Source organism: Candidatus Accumulibacter sp. ACC005 (assembly GCF_907163215.1).
GTDB classification, from domain to species: Bacteria; Pseudomonadota; Gammaproteobacteria; order Burkholderiales; family Rhodocyclaceae; genus Accumulibacter; species Accumulibacter regalis.
Genome location: NZ_CAJQUB010000018.1, coordinates 106,807 through 122,117, shown reverse-complemented (window position 1 = coordinate 122,117; position 15,311 = coordinate 106,807). Strand labels below are relative to the sequence as shown.

Sequence of the window (15,311 nt, the reverse complement as noted above, 5' to 3'; positions counted from 1 at the left end):
AGCAATTAATTGAAAGATAGGGAAAATGCGTCTGTTTGCGGATGGAACTTCAGACTAAGGGCAGCGAATTGCACTGCCGCCGCCACACCGTTGCCATCAGCGTCGTAGTACAGAGCTCCGGTGACGTCGTCGTAGATCACGTAGTCGTCCGCATCGACCGCGACGGCACCCCTCCGGAACGACTCGGCCGCCAGCATGCCAGTCGTCGTCAGTGCGGTGAAGATGGCATTTTCCAAGTGAATCGTGTCGTCGGCGACGTTGTAGTCGGTGATCGTGTCGACATTCGTGAGCGCGTTGAGCAGGCTATCGAAGCGAATGATGTCTTTGCCGTCACCACCGGTCAACGTGTCGTTGCCCAAGCCGCCATTGAGCGTGTCGTTGCCGGAGAGGCCGATGAGCGTGTCGTCGCCGGCGTTGCCGCGCAGGCTGTTGGCCAGCGCGTTGCCGGTCAGGGTGGCCGCTGTGGCGACATTGAGATACAGATGCTCGATATTGGCGGCCAGAGTGTAGTCGGCGTAGGTATAGACGCTGTCGATGCCCCCGCCTTCGTCTTCGACGGCGCTGTCGCCCGCACCGAGGTAATAGACGTCGTTACCCAAGCCCCCGGCGAGCACATTGGCGGCACTGTTGGCGTGCCCGTAGAGCGTGTTGGCCAGCGCATTGCCAATGGCGATGGTCGCGTCGCTCCCGGTCAGATAGAGACGCTCGACGTGCTCGCCGAGGGTCCAGGAGACGCTGCTGTAGATGATGTCGTTGCCCTCGTTGAGTTCCTCGACGACGCTGTCGGCGGTGTTGTCGACGTAGTAACTGTCGTTGCCCAGGCCACCGATCATCGTGTCGGCACCCAGCCCCCCATTGAGCGTGTCGTTGCCGGAGAGGCCGATGAGCGTGTCGTCGCCGGCGTTGCCGCGCAGGCTGTTGGCCAGCGCGTTGCCGGTCAGGGTGGCCGCGGTGGCGACATTGAGATACAGATGCTCGACGTTGGCGGCCAGGGTGTAGTCGGCGTAGGTATAGACGCTATCCGTGCCCCCGTCGTCGCCTTCGACGGCGCTGTCGCCCGCTCCGAGGTAGTAGACGTCGTTGCCCGCGCCCCCGGTCAGCACGTTGGCGGCACTGTTGGCGTGGCCGTAGAGCGTGTTGGCCAGCGCATTGCCGGTGGCCGTGGTGGTGGCGCTCCCGGTCAGGTAGAGACGCTCGACGTGCTCGCCGAGGGTCCAGGAGATGCTGCTGTAGATGATGTCGTTGCCCTGATCTTCGTGTTCGACGACGCTGTCACCGACGTTATCGACGTAGTAGATGTCCGAACCGTCGCCGCCAATCAGGGTGTCGGCACCGGCACCGCCGTTGAGCGTATCGTTACCGGCGCCGCCGTTCAGCCGATTGGCGAGGCCATCGCCGGTGAGGCGGTCGGCATACGCGCTGCCGACGAGATTCTCGATGTTGACCAGGGTGTCGGACCCGGAACCGCCGGTGGCCTGGGCCGCGCTGCTGGCGAGGCTGACAGTGACTGCGGCAGCGGCAAGGGAGTAGGAAACCGTGTCGATACCCGCTCCGCCGTCTAGCACGTTGTTGCCCGCCCCCGCGTAGAGCGTGTTGTTGAGGCTGTTGCCACTACCGTCGGCAGCGCCGGTGGCCACGAGGCGCAGGGTCTCGACGTTGGCGGTCAGGGTGTAGGCGGCGAGGCTGCTGTAGACGGTATCGTCGCCACCAGTCGCCAGGACAGCGTTGGTTTCAATGACCAGATCGCCGACGTTGTCGACGTAGTAGGTGTCGGAGCCGTCGCCGCCGATCAGGGTATCGGCTCCGGCACCGCCGTCGAGGAGATTGGCGGCGCTGTTGCCGGTGAGGCTGTCGTTGTGGCTGCTGCCGGTGAGGTTCTCGATGCCGATCAGGGTGTCGGTGCCGGCACCGCCGGTCGCCTGCGCTGCGCCAGTGGCAAGACTGACGGTTACTCCGGAAGGGGCATCGATGTAGGAGGCGGTGTCTTCGCCGCTGCCGCCGTTGATCGTGTCGTTGCCGGCTCCGCCCTCAAGCCTGTCGTTGCCGCCACCGCCGATCAGGATGTCGTTGCCCGCGTTGCCCATGATGGTGTCGGCCAGGTCGTCCCGGCCCACCAGGTAGTCCGCACCGGAGGTGCCCTGGATCGGCGCCTTGATCAAGACAGTCGTGTCCCACACGCTGCCGTCTGCGAACTCGACCCGCTCGACGCGATTGCTGACGCTCCCGAACCAGGCGAAGACCCGCAGGCTGTCGGTCGTGCCGTTGATCGACAGCAACAGGTCCTCGGACCCCGAGGCCGGCCGGCTCAGGGTGACGTCACTTGGCAAGACGCCATCCTTGAAACGGATGGTGTCCATGTTGCCGGCCGTGACGTCCTGGTCGTAGATGGTGTCGTTGCCGTCACCCCGCCCAAACAGGTAGGTGTCGTTGCCCAGACCGTCGTTGGCGTTGCCGGAACCCCCATTGAGGGTGTCGTTGCCGCTACCCCCGTCCAGGGTGTCGTTGCCCGTGCCCCCTTTCAGGGTGTCGTCGCCGGCTCCGCCCTCAAGCCTGTCGTTGCCGCCACCGCCGATCAGGATGTCGTTGCCCGCGTTGCCCATGATGGTGTCGGCCAGGTCGTCCCGGCCCACCAGGTAGTCCGCACCGGAGGTGCCCTGGATCGGCGCCTTGATCAAGACAGTCGTGTCCCACACGCTGCCGTCTGCGAACTCGACCCGCTCGACGCGATTGCCGACGCTCCCGAACCAGGCGAAGACCCGCAGGCTGTCGGTCGTGCCGTTGATCGACAGCAACAGGTCCTCGGACCCCGAGGCCGGCCGGCTCAGGGTGACGTCACTTGGCAAGACGCCATCCTTGAAACGGATGGTGTCCATGTTGCCGGCCGTGACGTCCTGGTCGTAGATGGTGTCGTTGCCGTCACCCCGCCCAAACAGGTAGGTGTCGTTGCCCAGACCGTCGTTGGCGTTGCCGGAACCCCCATTGAGGGTGTCGTTGCCGCTACCCCCGTCCAGGGTGTCGTTGCCCGTGCCCCCTTTCAGGGTGTCGTCGCCGGCTCCGCCCTCAAGCCTGTCGTTGCCGCCACCGCCGATCAGGATGTCGTTGCCCGCGTTGCCCATGATGGTGTCGGCCAGGTCGTCCCGGCCCACCAGGTAGTCCGCACCGGAGGTGCCCTGGATCGGCGCCTTGATCAAGACAGTCGTGTCCCACACGCTGCCGTCCGCGAACTCGACCCGCTCGACGCGATTGCTGACGCTCCCGAACCAGGCGAAGACCCGCAGGCTGTCGGTCGTGCCGTTGATCGACAGCAACAGGTCCTCGGACCCCGAGGCCGGCCGGCTCAGGGTGACGTCACTTGGCAAGACGCCATCCTTGAAACGGATGGTGTCCATGTTGCCGGCCGTGACGTCCTGGTCGTAGATGGTGTCGTTGCCGTCACCCGCGACCGAAGAGGTAGGTGTCGTTGCCCAGACCGTCGTTGGCGTTGCCGGAACCCCCATTGAGGGTGTCGTTGCCGCTACCCCCGTCCAGGGTGTCGTTGCCCGTGCCCCCTTTCAGGGTGTCGTCGCCGGCTCCGCCCTCAAGCCTGTCGTTGCCGCCACCGCCGATCAGGATGTCGTTGCCCGCGTTGCCCATGATGGTGTCGGCCAGGTCGTCCCGGCCCACCAGGTAGTCCGCACCGGAGGTGCCCTGGATCGGCGCCTTGATCAAGACAGTCGTGTCCCACACGCTGCCGTCTGCGAACTCGACCCGCTCGACGCGATTGCTGACGCTCCCGAACCAGGCGAAGACCCGCAGGCTGTCGGTCGTGCCGTTGATCGACAGCAACAGGTCCTCGGACCCCGAGGCCGGCCGGCTCAGGGTGACGTCACTTGGCAAGACGCCATCCTTGAAACGGATGGTGTCCATGTTGCCGGCCGTGACGTCCTGGTCGTAGATGGTGTCGTTGCCGTCACCGCGACCGAAGAGGTAGGTGTCGTTGCCCAGACCGTCGTTGGCGTTGCCGGAACCCCCATTGAGGGTGTCGTTGCCGCTGCCCCCGTCCAGGGTGTCGTCACCGGTGCCACCCTTCAGGTTGTCGTTGCCACCCGCCCCAAGGAGATAATCATTGCCCCCTGAGCCATTGACGATATCGTTGCCGCTAGGTACCGAGATAGATGTCGTCGCCGGCTGCTGGTGTCGTCGTGAATTCGGCACCTATTGCGGCACGAGTCGTTGCCCAGGTGCCGCTCGCCTCAGCAGCCGAGATCCAGGTGGCGAGCTTCTGCTCTCCGCGCCACCCCATCGGCTCCAGACTTCGCCCCGCGTGCTTGATCAATTCGAGCCGATCAATGAAGGCGTTCGGCGAGTCGGCCTGGTAGGCGGCGTCGAGCCGGCTTTCCATAGTGCTGAAATCGACTTTGAGACCATTCTCAGTCGACGGTTAGCGTGATGTCGTCGAGGTAGGGCTTGAGCCGCGTCTGCAGGAGCAGCCCGCCATAGACCGACGCTTTCAGGGCGGCGTAGGAGGCATCAAGCAGCGCTTCGCGGGTGTTGAAGACGTCGATGGTCAGGGTGGTTCCAGGCGGCGGGAACGGGGAGGAAGGTCTGGCCGTTGAAGCGTTCGAGCACGCTGAGCTTGTCGAGCCAGGCTTGCCAGGCCGGACTGCCAGTGGTGACGCCGGCGAAGTTCACGGTGAGGTTGACGCCAGCAAAGGCGCCCGTCGCCGTGGTGGCCATGCTGCTGGTGTTGGCCCAGGCCTTGAGCAGATCATCGAGCCGGGCGAGCTGACCGCTGCGGGTGGTTTCTGCGGCGTAGGCGGCAAGCTGGGTGGCGAGTGCGCTACCTGCGGCGGTAGGCAGGCTGGCGGCTTCGCGCAGGCTGCGGACGAGGCCAGCGCCTTGAATGTCCGGCAGGTTGCGGGCTTGTTCGCTGAGCGGGATGGGGTCGGTGAACTGGCTGTAGAAGGGGTTGTTGGTGAGATTGATGTCGCCCAGTTGGGCGGTCACCTCGCCGAGCGTGCCGGTGCTGCCGTCGCTGCGCACGTAGCCGCCGAGGTCGGCGATCTGGTTGCCGTTGGCGAGGATCTGGCTATTGGCGGTCTTGGCGAGGTTGAGGGCGATGATGCCTTGCGAGGAGAGGGTGAACAGTTCACCGGCCTGGCTGACACCGTCTTGGTTGAGGTCGCGCCAGAGGCGCAGACTGGCGAAGCGGGCGTCGAGGCTGTCGACCTTGCCGTCGCCGTTCGTGTCTTCCTGGGCGAGCGCGGCGAAGCCGTCGGCGGCAACGCCGCCGGCGCTCAGCGGGGTGCTATCGCCGAACAGTTCGCGGCCGTTGTCGATGCTGCCGTTGCCGTTGCGATCGAGGACGAGGAAGGCATCGTCGCCCTTCACCCAACCGGTGGCGGTCCTGACACCGTTGCCGTTGTGGTCGAAGAGGATGGGGTTGCCGGTGTTGATGCCGATGGTTTCTAGGCCGTCGTTGTCGAGGTCCAGGATGAGAGGGTCGACGCGGAGAGGGGCTGCGGTTTTGGAGGAGAGGAATGTGGTGTTGATGATGTTACCAGCGGTTTTGACGTAGCCGGAAGCCCGATTCTCAATATAGCCATTACTTAGATCGTGATGCAATCCTTTCGATGCATCTAGAATAGAGTTTACATCGACTCCATTTAGGGTTGGCCAAACGCTTCCTTCATATCCAGTTGGGTTGAGCCCCCCGACTGATAGCGCTTTCCATGTGAAATCGATGCAACTATTTGAAAACCCATTGTAGTCCAAATCGAATCCGTCTGCTGAGGGGTTTTCTCCAAATGATTTTATGTCATTATATTGGGTATCGGTGATCTCGATGGTTTTAGTGTAATCGCGAGATTGGTAGTTTGTGTCGTCGTCTCTATGCACCTCGCCCGGCGCAATCGGTTTCCCTTCATGTAGAGAGTCTGGAGCAAAACCATAGCTTGCCGGAGGATTTCCACTTCCATCGTTAAGTGAATACCACATGTGCCCTGTGGCTGATTGCGTTCCGTCAGCCAGCCGCGTGCCACGACCGGCAATATTTATTGTTATAGTTGGCATAGTCGTCCCTCTAGTAACATAAGTCGATTATTTGTTCTAAGGCAGAGCGCTTGCCTTATGGTCGTAACCAATACCTAGTTCAACGGCAGTTCCGATAAGCTCTGGCATATCTTTGAGTGTTTCAACACTGATTCTATAGTGGCCAGGCTTTAGGGATACAGTGACAATCTTTTTTTTGAAATTATCAGCGCCATAGGCCCACATTTCCTCTTCAAGAACGTCACGTTCAAGTAGTGTTTTGTTGCTGCTTGCATAAATAATGACAATCTTTAACCGCAGCGGGACAGAGACGCCAGGATTTAGCAGCTTGCCATCCGCGTCTCGTCCATAGTCGCCGACCACCTTTCGGACACGCTCACGATCCTTTGGATTGTTTTCGTTAAACCCTAAGCGAAGGTATATTATGTAAGGTCGGTGTTCTTGTACTTGCAGCTCTGTTTCTACTTTATTGCCTGCCTGTTGAACAAAAAATGGCAGAATCAAGGGCGGGGCCGGGATTTGCTTTTCACTATTGCATGCAACAAGAGCGGACAACGCAAACAGCAGCAGTACGAGCATTAGTACAAGTCTGTTAAGTCGATTTTCATAAGCGTTAACGCTAGCTCTCATTCTGCAATCCTCAAGCCTTCTTCGATTGCCATCCGCCAACCTGTCCGCGCATCTGTGCACATCGGGAGTCAGTTCCTGCCGCATCCAGGATCACGCATTGGCCGGCCCCGGCTAACACGCATCCGGCATCAGTCCAACACTCCAACATTCCAACAGGTTTTCTTGCGCTGTAGTCGCCGCGCTGGAACGTAATCGAGGTCAGCGTAACCGCGCAAACCGGGGTGAGTTCAAACATCGCAACAGGTTCCTTTACACATAGCCGACGAAGTCGGCCGTAACCGCTCTGGATAACGACCTTCCTCTGGGAGGAACACTTGCCGACGACATTCATCGCACATGGAACATTGACCTCGGTTGTTACTAACGGTCATTGCAGTTGCAGCCGCCCCGGATCATGAAAGAAGATGCGGGTTGGGAAACGGTGGGTAGAGGTCGCGCAAAGTTTTGGCGGCTTGAACCCGCAAGCTAACGTGACCCGCTGAACCGACTCGTACCCCGGATTGCTGCCATCGAGCGCACACATTAAGAGGGCCGTTGGCGACCTGTCGCCTTCAGGCAACTTCGGTTCTGGCACCCACCGTCTCCCGCCTTGGAGTTTATTGCGAAAGGAGACGGTATGGAACTGGTTCCGATCCACCGGCGGGTCATTGGACTCGCATCCATCAAGCCCAGATCACGGCATGCGCGATCACCGAGGAATCGGGCGGCGAAAAACGAATCGAACAACGGCCATTCGGTGCCTTCAAACGCGACCGACAGGCGCTGGCAGCGTGGGCGGCCGCGCTTGATCCTGACGAAGTGGTCATGGAAAGCACCGGCATCTACTGGAAGAGTCCGTACGCAGCGCTCGAGGCGGCGGGTATCCGGGCGACGGTGGTCAATGCCCGCCACGTCAAGCAGGTGCCCGGGCGCAAGACCGATGTTGGTGATGCCCAGTGGCTGGCCACCCTGGCGCGAGCCGGTTTGCTGCGCGGGTCTTTCGTACCACCGGCCAAACTGCGCGAACTGCGTCTGATTGCGCGGCAGCGGCAAAAGCTGGTCGGCCTGCTCTCGTCCGAGAAGAACCGCATGCACAAAGTGCTTACCGATGCTGGCATCCGCCTGGGCGTGGTGGTCAGCGACATCCATGGGCAGTCGGCACGGGCGATGATCAAATGCCTCCTCGCCGGCCAGCCTCCCGAAGAGGTGCTCAAGCTCGCCAGCAGACGTCTCAAGGCCAGCCGTGAGGAGTTGCATGATGCCCTGCAAGGCGAATTGTGTGCTTTCGGCAACGCTGCAACGCCCCCCCGCAACCGCGCGCACGCCGCCCGAGCGCGGGGGCAATCTAGCTTCTGGAGGATGCTCGGGCGAGCAAGAAGAGCGGCGGAACCCTGCCGCTCGGCGACTCAGTCCGGCGCCGCTTCAGCCTCGGCGTGGGCCAGCGCCTCGGTATAGTTCCAAGGCATCCACGCCGACGGATCGAGCGCAACGGTCGCCACATGGCGCTGTAGAGTGACGAGGTAGTCGAACGGCTCGATCTGGTGCAGTTCCGCGGTATGAATCAGGCTCATGAACAGATCGCCGACCCGCGCCCCATTCAAGGTCCGATAGAACAACGCATTCTTCCGATGCAGGATCGCCTTCTTGAGGATTCTCTCGCAAACATTGTTGTCGATCGGGGCGCCCGCCACGCGCAGGAAGAGCGTCAGCTTCTGCCAGTGATTCTGCATGTACGAGATTGCCTGCCCGAGCCCCGAGTGAGGCTCCACGGTGTGTTCCGCGAACTGCCGGGCCATCCAGTCCTCGAGCGCCTGCAGGCGCGGGGCGCTCTCCTGCTGGTGCAGGCGCAGGCGCTCCGGCGGCGAAAGACCTTTCCGCCGCGCCTGCTGGTCGGTGCGGAAGACCTCGCGTAGCGTCGTGAGGACGAAGGCGACTTCGTCGGGAAAGGCATTGGCCACGTCGACGTACTTGCGTCGCGCATGCGGAAGACACGAAGCGGCCAGGGTCGGATGATCGCCCGGCTTGTTGCGAGACAAACCATCGGACATCTGGATCGGCGGATCCGGCGCCTCACGGCGGTCGAGCACCTCGGCGAGGTGTTCGCCGGCATGGCAGGGCCCGGTCTTGAACAACGCGATCGGACCGTGTGCCGTCTCGGCGACCAGCCCGGAAGTGAACACCCCGGTGCGATCCGCGCGGGCGCCCGGCGGCAGCGCCTCGGTGCGCGCCTCCTGGGTGAAGTTGAGAATACGCATCGTCGTATCGTCGTTGTAGAGCACCGACCCCTCGGCCGCCTGCTCGGCCAGTTCCGCAAAGGCCGGCGTCAGGCGGGCCGCCGCTTGCTGCACGACCTCCCACTGGGTCGCCGCCGGCAACGGAATGGCCAGCGCCTTCTCGAGCCGCGCGATGCGGTGGAACGGCAAACCGCAGCCGTACTTCAGGAGCGCGATCATCGCCGCGGCGGTCTCGTCGTATTTCGCCTCGCCGACACCTGCCGGTGGCTCGGCTGTGAACACCGTGCCACAGAGTCCGCAGCGCAACCGTTCCAGTTCATAGACCTGCGCCGCCAGGGGCGCCACCCCGGTCACGCGAACCAGCAGCGCCGGCGCTCGTCGTTGCCCGTACAAGCGACCCTCACAACCCGGCTCGGGGCAGGGATCGCCGTGCTTCAAGCGCGCATGGGCGACCGCGATGCGTGGCGCGCGGGGATAGTCCTCGGCCCCGTTGCGACCGTGCCCGGGGCGCTTCTTCCTCTCGCGTCGCGGGTCCGGATCGGCCGTGCCTGTCGCCGCACCAGCGGGGGCCGTTTCGCCGGCCGCTGCCGGCGGACGCTCGCCCGTCTTCTCTTCCCCGAGAACCGCAGCGGTGCGCTCGCTCGGCGAGCCGAAGACGATCCGCTGCACCCGTGCCAGCGTGGTCTGCGTCGACTCAAGCTCGGCGGTCACCCGCGCGAGGGTGTCCACCGCCGCCTTGAGGGTGGCCTGCTCGGCCTCGGGCAAGGCGCCGTCGCGGGTGCGCTCGACAATGGCGTTGAGCTCCTGAATCGGGACCTGGATCCGCCGGGGCGGTTTCTGCCGGCGCCGGGTCATGCCAGAGCCCCGAGGCGGCGACGGAAGTCCGCGTGCAGCGGGTAAGCGAGGACTTGCTTGCGGGAACGATTGGGGCGATGGCTCAGGTCGTCCTTGCCGCGACCGGTGGTCAGGCCCAGTTCCTGCCAGTTGGCCGCCCGGTAACAGGTCCCCGCGTAGCGCTCGGGATCGACAAAGGTCTCCAGATAATGCACCGGATGGCCATAGAGCGTCTGCCAGTCGGCGCCAATCCGGCGCGCGACTCGGCCCAGGAGGTGCGAGGCCAGATGCGGGACACGCACCCAGGGCAGGATCAGGAAGCGGCTCTGGTAGGCGATCTCGTGGACATGCGCCCGGCGCACGGCCGGCGACCAACCGATGAAGCCGTCACGCGGAGCGAGGTGGCGGGGCGCCGAGGTGAAGCCCAGACAGGCGAGCGGTCGCCCTTGGCTGAACGCCAGGTACTTGAGCTGCTCGCCGACACCCTGCATCGGGCCGAGGTAATGCGCCTCGGCGATCAGGTGATCGAAGAGTCCTTCCAGTGGCGTGCGGCGGACCGCCACCAGTTCGACGGGGCGCAAGGCGCGAAGAGGCTGTTCCAGCGGCGAGCGGTCCACGGCCACCGGCGGCGGCCGGCGGCGGACAATGGCGTTGTTCGGTGGGCGGTGGCGGACTTCTGGCAGGCAGATGTGCTCGGCCCGGTGCAGGGCGAGCAGCAGGCTGCGGCAGACCATGTCGCGCAGCGCGCCATTGGGCTGACGCCAGTCCCAGTGTTCGCACAGGCGTTGCGAGAAGGCCCGGCGGCTGGCGTCGGGATGCGCCTTGAGCAGGGCGCGGATGGTGTCGAGGTCGCCGGTAGTGACCGTGCGGCCGCGGTAGCAAAGGATCGTGGACACGCCGACCGTTATACCGGCTCCGGGCGTGGAACGCAAGCGTCAGGCGAGTACCCGCCAGGGCGGCATCCCCCCGGCCGCCGCGTAATTGCCTCCCGAGAGCAGCACCGCCAGGGCGTGCGGGGCGAGCACCTGTCCCGGCGAGTCCCGGGGCCAGAACCGGAAGCGGCCCTGCGAGAGGCGCTTCTGACACAGCCAGAAACCTTGACCGTCATAGACCAGGAGTTTGACCGCCGTGTGCCGGCGGTTGCGAAAGACGAACAGGGCACCGCTGAAGGGGTCTTCGGCCAGGACCTGGCGCACGCGCTGGGCCAGGCCGTCGATGCCGCAGCGAAAGTCGGCCGGCTCGGCGGCGACCCAGACGCGCAGGCGCGGGCTCAGCGCGATCACGAGCTTGTCTGCCACAGGCTGCGCGCGACCTCGGCGATGTCGCTGTTGGCCGCACGCGGCAGTTCGATGCGCAGCGCCCGGCCGTGCCGGTCAGAGAGAACCAGGACGCACGGCGACGGGGCAAGCGGCAGGCCAAAGTCGAGTTCGACGAACTCCGCCGAGGGCGCCGATGAGCGCACGCCGGCGGCGGGTCGCTTGGCTGTGACTGTGCTGGCCAGCCGGCGCTTCAGGCTGGTGTAGTCGAGTTTCAGGGCAACGGCGACCTTGGCGATGCCGTACCGCTCGGCGAGTTCGATCGCTCGCGACCAGAGGTCTTCCGGGATACGCGGACTGCGCGGGCGGGTCTTCCGCCATTCAGCGAGGGTGGCCGCGGTGTCGGCCAGTTGGGGGTCGGACAAGGGTAGGGACGGCGCCATCGGGAGGCCTCTGGATCAGTGAATACGGGCCTACCACGCTACCAGACCGCCTCGGCGATTTCATGCAGCGTTGCCGAAAGGACACGGCGAATTGACCGGGAGTCATGTGTTCGTTCTCGACGAACTGTTGCGGCATATCGAGGGACTCGAAGCGGGCATCGCCCGCTTCGACGCTCACCTGCTCGGCGAGCTGGCAAGTGAGATGAATGCGCTGGCACTCCTGCAAACGCTGCCGGGCGTCGACGTGATCGGCGCCGCCATGCTGTTGGTCGAGATCGGCAGCGACATGAGTGCCTTTGGTTCCCCAGACCGGCTCGCTTCCTGGGTCGGCGTTTGTCCGGGCAACAACGAGTCGGCGGGAAAACGCAAGTCGGGGCGCGTGCGCAAGGGCAATCTCTACGTTCGCCGACTTCTCTGTGAGTTCGCTCACGCGGCCAGTCGGACCAAATCAGCGTTCCAGTCCAAGTTCCAGTCGCTGATCATTCGCCGCGGCTACAAACGCGCCATCGTCGCGCTGGCTCACAAAATGTTGCGCACCATCTTCTTCATGCTCAAACGTGGCGAACACTACCGGGATTCCGCCACCAACTATGAGCAGCTTTCCGTGCAGCGCAACGCTTCTCGCTGGATCAAGGCTCTGACTCGCTTCGGCTTCATCCCCGCAGCCGCCTGATTCACGACAACCCATTCGCATGACCCCAGGCGGTCAGGGCTTCGTGCGTCTTCCAACGGGCTTCTTTCACATTAAAATGGCCCGAATACTCAGCAAGGGTTCTTTCGCCACCTATGGATCCTTGTCGTTGCTCTGCGCAAAGCCGTACGGCCTTTAACCGGAAGCCTGCTCCCGCCTCACACCATTGGGAGCATCCGATAAGCAAACCTGTACCTACGCACTTCGCATGCGACCGCCGAATCCTAATCGACGAAAGAGCTAAGGATATTGATCACCGTCAACTACCGTGCCCACCGACCTCGCGCGAAACGAACAGATTTGTCATCCGGTAGAGTAAAGTGGAGGGGAGGTTTTCGCTTGCCCTTTCTCGTCACGACGGCATCCGCACATCCGTCACGGAATGGCAGAGGTGTCGCTGACCAGGCGGCGGAGGCCCTCGGCGCCGGTATAGCCTTTGGTACCGATCCCGCCAACCGATGCCGGTTCGCCTGCACCCATCACGCACCCGGGGCACATCCTCCATCCGAGCTCAGTTCCAACATAATGACAGATCCCGTTCTGACGCAGTGACGCTGCTAGGCAAGCGCATCAGGGCTTCCGCACTCGGATGTCATCTTCTTGACAGCCCGAGCATGTTCATCCGGAGATCATCATCCCAGGCGGCTGCCTTGCGCTTCAAACGCAAGCTGGCCTTGGTCTTGTTGGTCGTGTCCAGGCGAATGATGTTGAGCACGATCTTCTTCAGGAGCGAGAGATTCTGGGGCGCGTTGTCTTTGCGGATGGTGCTGCCGTCCTCCCCGAAACTGACGTCGAGGATCCAGTGAAGCCGGTTTTCCACGCCCCAGTGAGCACGCGCCGCGGCCGCCAGTTGTTCGGCGGACAAGACACGCGAGCAGATGTAATAGCGCCGCTCCAGTTCCGACTCTTTGTCGGCGACCTTTCGCAGAGAGTCGATACGGCCGATGGTCTTGCACGCGGGCCAATCGGCGAGATGCACGATGCCTTGCGCAGGCAGGACCGAGGCGATCTGCCCAACGATCCGACCATGACCCTTTTGGACCGCGTGTTGACGATCGACACCTTCGGATTGGTGCTGGTCGATGAACGCCGTCTCGATGGCCTCCAGCAGCGTCGGTTGATTGCCTTTGACCGCCAGCAGGTAGTCGCCTCCCTGATCCGTGATCCGAGCAGCGATCTTTTTCTGGCAGCCCATGGCGTCGATGCTGACCAGGAAGCCCTTGAGGTAAAGGGCTTCGAGCAATTCCGGGATGGCGGTGATCTCGTTACTCTTGCCGCTCACCTTTTCCTGGCCGAGAACGATGCCCAGGTCCGTGGCGAAGGCGCTGACCATGTGGATCGCGGTCTCGTTACCACTGCCCGAGCCGCGCACCGTCTTGCCATCGACGGCAATGTTGCCGCTCAAGGCGCCGACAATGCCGCCCACCCAGCGCCGGAAAGCCCTTTCAAATTGCTTTGGGTCCAGAACTCGAAAGACGCGAAGAAAGGTTTCCTCGGAGGGCACGCCGTTCGTCAGCAAGAGAAACTTGCGCAACCACGCCTCCTTTGCTCGCGCCCAGTACGCGATGTCCTCGACCGTGTCGCAATCCGACAATGCCGCCGCCACAGCAATCACCAGCATCTCCACAAAGTCATGCAGCGTCCCATTGCTGGGTTTGCGCGGGTCGTCGACTTCCCTCAAGTAGCTCATCAAGTTTGCCCCTTTCGTGACACTCATTTCGGTTGCCCAAAAGACGAGAGTAGACCTGATTGTGAAGGGGTTTACAAGCAGGGCTTCGGCACTCGGAATGCATACGTCAACCACCTGTTTATGTTGGTATTTCACGTAATTGATAGACGTTCCGATGCTCCACAGATCGGGCTGCGACAATCTGTGCCAATACTCTGGGAAGTGATGCACCGGAAGAAAGAGGGCGAAGTTGCTAAGAATAACTCTGTAATCAGACGCTTGCGGCATGTTTTTGCATATGCTGTCCGAGTGCCGAGGCCCTGGGTTTACAAGCCCTCGTCATAAGCCTATGAAAGTTAACGAATTTCTTCTTAGCCGGTATGACAAAACATCATGCTATCCGAGTGCAGAGGCCCTGCTGGCGCTTGCGCTTCTTGGATCGCTGGCTCTCGTTGGTGTCGGGCTATTTTTCTTTTTGTTTCTTGCTCTCGTTATTGGGCCAGTCTGCCTAGTGATTAAAGGGGGTAAATGATGGAAGCGACCGCCGTTTCGGAATTTAACCAGGCTCTTAGCGACCAATCCAATGGATTCGGCAGCGCATGGAGCACCGCGGCTGACAAGTTCACACAGGCGGTAGCTACAGACGGTGGGGCCGCTATCGTGACGGAACACCAGCAGTTTGAGTTTCTCCCTCAAAAAGTAGGGCAGGAACTCAGCAGTCTGGCCGTCTGCAGTGCCAATGACTTTTATCCGAGGGATGCAGCGTGACAAACGAGCGTACTCTGTGTTTTGGTGTTGCCCTAGGACTAAGTGCTCTCAGCTATGGCTGTGGAGGCTATGCTCATATGAATGGCCAAAAAGTCGCTGAATTCATAAAAGAAGACCTTGTCCGCTTCGGCTATTGCGCATCGAGTGCTGATTGCTCTCAGAAAAAAATGATTGTTTATGATGAAGGCGTGAATGTTCTTGATGTTAGGATTTACGCTGAAGTTGATTACAACGAGCTTTCTGCGATCGTCGCCAGCGTAATTCGAAGATCTGCCCCCGGGAAGATAAATATGCAGTTTTTAAGTGCGACCAAATCGCCTCGCGTAATAATTGTTATTGACAAGAGGGATTGATAGTGGGCTATTTTGTTGAGGTCCGCATGGCAATTCTCCCAGATCATTTACCTCATACGTTCTTGGTCGTTACGGATTCCGACGGCGTTTCTCGTGCATGGGGCTTTGCACCTGAGAAAACCGGGTTTTGGGGGAATGGGGCCGTTACACGAAATGACGATCACGGCTGGCAAAGCACAACCGGCCAATTCGAAATATCAGAGCAATCGTACGAAAAACTTACGTCTTTAATTGAGCGAGACCACATCAATCCTCCGTACTACAATTTGCTGGCAGGTATTCAGTGTGCCACTTGGGTCTCTATGCAGGGCCTCGGCACTCGGATAGCATGACGCTTTTCCCTGCATCGGTGAAGAGAAAAATCGTTAACTTTCATGAGCTTATGACAAAGGCTTGTAAACCCCTCTCGAATCAGGTCTACTCT

Annotated in this window: 13 protein-coding genes and 1 pseudogene; 4 read left to right on the top strand and 10 right to left on the bottom strand. The window is 61.8% G+C overall.

Annotation, left to right across the window (positions count from 1 at the left end):
* Positions 1-5 precede the first annotated feature (5 nt).
* The 5 genes from QZ613_RS20610 to QZ613_RS20590 all read right to left on the bottom strand — a co-directional run bounded on the left by QZ613_RS20610 (position 6) and on the right by QZ613_RS20590 (position 6,660).
* The gene (locus QZ613_RS20610; RefSeq protein ID WP_291983831.1) at positions 6-3,497 is read right to left on the bottom strand and encodes a calcium-binding protein; all 3,492 of its coding nucleotides are present in this window, start codon (positions 3,495-3,497) and stop codon (positions 6-8) included.
* On the bottom strand, positions 3,433-4,194 hold the full coding sequence (locus tag QZ613_RS20605) for a calcium-binding protein (RefSeq protein WP_291983829.1): 762 nt from the start codon (positions 4,192-4,194) through the stop codon (positions 3,433-3,435). The genes QZ613_RS20610 and QZ613_RS20605 overlap by 65 nt, the downstream gene beginning before the upstream one ends.
* Positions 4,139-4,381: a hypothetical protein gene (locus QZ613_RS20600; protein ID WP_291983826.1), complete on the bottom strand. Its 243-nt coding sequence runs from the start codon at positions 4,379-4,381 to the stop codon at positions 4,139-4,141. The genes QZ613_RS20605 and QZ613_RS20600 overlap by 56 nt, the downstream gene beginning before the upstream one ends.
* A 128-nt stretch (positions 4,382-4,509) precedes the next feature.
* Positions 4,510-5,976 carry a hypothetical protein gene (locus QZ613_RS20595; RefSeq protein WP_291983824.1) on the bottom strand — a complete coding sequence of 489 codons (1,467 nt, stop codon included), beginning with the start codon at positions 5,974-5,976 and terminating at the stop codon, positions 4,510-4,512.
* Between the two features lie 111 nt (positions 5,977-6,087).
* Positions 6,088-6,660 carry a DUF5625 family protein gene (locus tag QZ613_RS20590; RefSeq protein WP_291983822.1) on the bottom strand — a complete coding sequence of 191 codons (573 nt, stop codon included), beginning with the start codon at positions 6,658-6,660 and terminating at the stop codon, positions 6,088-6,090.
* 616 nt (positions 6,661-7,276) lie between these two features.
* Between QZ613_RS20590 and QZ613_RS20585 the strand changes: the two are divergent.
* Positions 7,277-7,917 (top strand): annotated as a pseudogene (locus QZ613_RS20585) (IS110 family transposase); the annotation flags it as partial.
* Positions 7,918-8,045: 128 nt separating this feature from the next.
* Here QZ613_RS20585 and QZ613_RS20580 read toward each other — a convergent pair.
* From QZ613_RS20580 to QZ613_RS20565, 4 genes are read right to left on the bottom strand one after another with little or no spacing between them, the layout of a single operon-like run.
* A complete protein-coding gene (locus QZ613_RS20580) occupies positions 8,046-9,728 on the bottom strand; it encodes an IS66 family transposase (RefSeq protein ID WP_291982368.1) in 1,683 nt (560 codons plus the stop codon).
* A complete protein-coding gene (locus QZ613_RS20575; protein ID WP_291982365.1) occupies positions 9,725-10,603 on the bottom strand; it encodes a DUF4338 domain-containing protein in 879 nt (292 codons plus the stop codon). Before QZ613_RS20575 ends, QZ613_RS20580 begins: the two co-directional genes overlap by 4 nt.
* A 39-nt stretch (positions 10,604-10,642) precedes the next feature.
* Positions 10,643-10,990, bottom strand: a complete 348-nt coding sequence (gene tnpB / locus QZ613_RS20570) for an IS66 family insertion sequence element accessory protein TnpB (protein WP_291982363.1) — start codon at positions 10,988-10,990, stop codon at positions 10,643-10,645.
* Complete coding sequence (locus QZ613_RS20565) at positions 10,987-11,406, bottom strand: hypothetical protein (protein WP_291982361.1); 420 nt, start codon at positions 11,404-11,406, stop codon at positions 10,987-10,989. The genes tnpB and QZ613_RS20565 overlap by 4 nt, the downstream gene beginning before the upstream one ends.
* A 22-nt stretch (positions 11,407-11,428) precedes the next feature.
* Between QZ613_RS20565 and QZ613_RS20560 the strand changes: the two genes are divergently transcribed.
* Positions 11,429-12,079 (top strand): IS110 family transposase, encoded by a 651-nt coding sequence (locus tag QZ613_RS20560; RefSeq protein ID WP_291983888.1) that lies wholly within the window; start codon positions 11,429-11,431, stop codon positions 12,077-12,079.
* A gap of 610 nt (positions 12,080-12,689) precedes the next feature.
* Here QZ613_RS20560 and QZ613_RS20555 read toward each other — a convergent pair.
* Entirely contained in the window at positions 12,690-13,787 is a 1,098-nt protein-coding gene (locus QZ613_RS20555) for an ISAs1 family transposase (protein ID WP_043569002.1), read from the bottom strand.
* A gap of 507 nt (positions 13,788-14,294) precedes the next feature.
* On the opposite strand from QZ613_RS20555, the gene QZ613_RS20550 reads away from it, so the two are divergent.
* Both QZ613_RS20550 and QZ613_RS20545 read left to right on the top strand, forming a co-directional pair.
* The gene (locus QZ613_RS20550) at positions 14,295-14,534 is read left to right on the top strand and encodes a hypothetical protein (RefSeq protein ID WP_043569004.1); all 240 of its coding nucleotides are present in this window, start codon (positions 14,295-14,297) and stop codon (positions 14,532-14,534) included.
* Entirely contained in the window at positions 14,531-14,887 is a 357-nt protein-coding gene (locus QZ613_RS20545) for a hypothetical protein (protein WP_291983820.1), read from the top strand. The genes QZ613_RS20550 and QZ613_RS20545 overlap by 4 nt, the downstream gene beginning before the upstream one ends.
* Positions 14,888-15,311: the final 424 nt, after the last annotated feature.

Coding starts and splice junctions, on each gene's coding strand:
- QZ613_RS20610 (WP_291983831.1), bottom strand. CDS start 3,497: ATGGGGGTTCCGGCAACGCCAACGACGGTCTGGGCAACGACACCTACC.
- QZ613_RS20600 (WP_291983826.1), bottom strand. CDS start 4,381: ATGGAAAGCCGGCTCGACGCCGCCTACCAGGCCGACTCGCCGAACGCC.
- QZ613_RS20595 (WP_291983824.1), bottom strand. CDS start 5,976: ATGTGGTATTCACTTAACGATGGAAGTGGAAATCCTCCGGCAAGCTAT.
- QZ613_RS20590 (WP_291983822.1), bottom strand. CDS start 6,660: ATGAGAGCTAGCGTTAACGCTTATGAAAATCGACTTAACAGACTTGTA.
- QZ613_RS20580 (WP_291982368.1), bottom strand. CDS start 9,728: ATGACCCGGCGCCGGCAGAAACCGCCCCGGCGGATCCAGGTCCCGATT.
- QZ613_RS20565 (WP_291982361.1), bottom strand. CDS start 11,406: ATGGCGCCGTCCCTACCCTTGTCCGACCCCCAACTGGCCGACACCGCG.
- QZ613_RS20555 (WP_043569002.1), bottom strand. CDS start 13,787: ATGAGCTACTTGAGGGAAGTCGACGACCCGCGCAAACCCAGCAATGGG.
- QZ613_RS20550 (WP_043569004.1), top strand. CDS start 14,295: ATGATGGAAGCGACCGCCGTTTCGGAATTTAACCAGGCTCTTAGCGAC.